The following is a 734-nucleotide window of genomic DNA, read 5'->3' as shown; positions in this document are numbered from 1 at the left end:
GTGCCGGTGGCCGCGATCCATCCCGGCGACATCGTGCTCTTGCGGCCCGGCGAGCGCTGCGCGGTCGACGGCACCGTGATCGAGGGCCGTTCGGAGATCGACCAGAGCCTGATCACCGGCGAGACGCTCTATGTCACGGCCGAGCAGGGCACGGCGGTCTATGCCGGCTCGATGAACATCTCCGGCACGCTGCGGGTGCGGGTCTCGGCCGCGTCCGAGGCAACGCTGCTCGCCGAGATCACGCGGCTGCTCGACAACGCGCTCCAGGCACGCTCGCGCTATATGCGCCTCGCCGACCGCGCCTCGCGGCTCTACGCGCCGGTGGTGCATGCGACCGCGCTCATCACCATTCTCGGCTGGGTCATTGCCGGCGCGTCCTGGCATGATGCGATCGTGACCGGCGTCGCCGTGCTGATCATCACCTGTCCCTGCGCGCTGGGCCTTGCCATTCCGACCGTGCAGACGGTGGCATCCGGCGCGATGTTCAAGTCCGGCGTGCTGCTGAATTCCGGCGACGCGATCGAGCGGCTGGCGGAGGCCGACCATGTCATCTTCGACAAGACCGGCACGCTGACGCTGCCCGATCTCGAAGTGATGAATGCCGCCGACATTCCCGCCGATGTCTTCGAACTCGCCAGCCGGCTTGCGCTCTCGAGCCATCATCCGGTCGCCGCCGCCGTCGCGCAAGCGGCCGGCGCCAGGTCTCCTGTTGTCGGTGCGGTCGAAGAGCCCGG

1 protein-coding gene is annotated in these 734 nt (G+C 68.8%); it reads left to right on the top strand.

Annotation, left to right across the window (positions count from 1 at the left end; all coding sequences use genetic code 11):
* Positions 1-734, top strand: a 734-nt coding sequence (locus tag IVA79_RS17865; RefSeq protein WP_247554955.1) for an HAD-IC family P-type ATPase, incomplete at both ends; no start/stop codon positions are given.

The sequence above is a fragment of the Bradyrhizobium sp. 138 genome, from assembly GCF_023074075.1.
In the GTDB taxonomy this organism is placed as follows: Bacteria; Pseudomonadota; Alphaproteobacteria; order Rhizobiales; family Xanthobacteraceae; genus Bradyrhizobium.
This window is presented reverse-complemented; position numbering and strand designations above follow the sequence as displayed.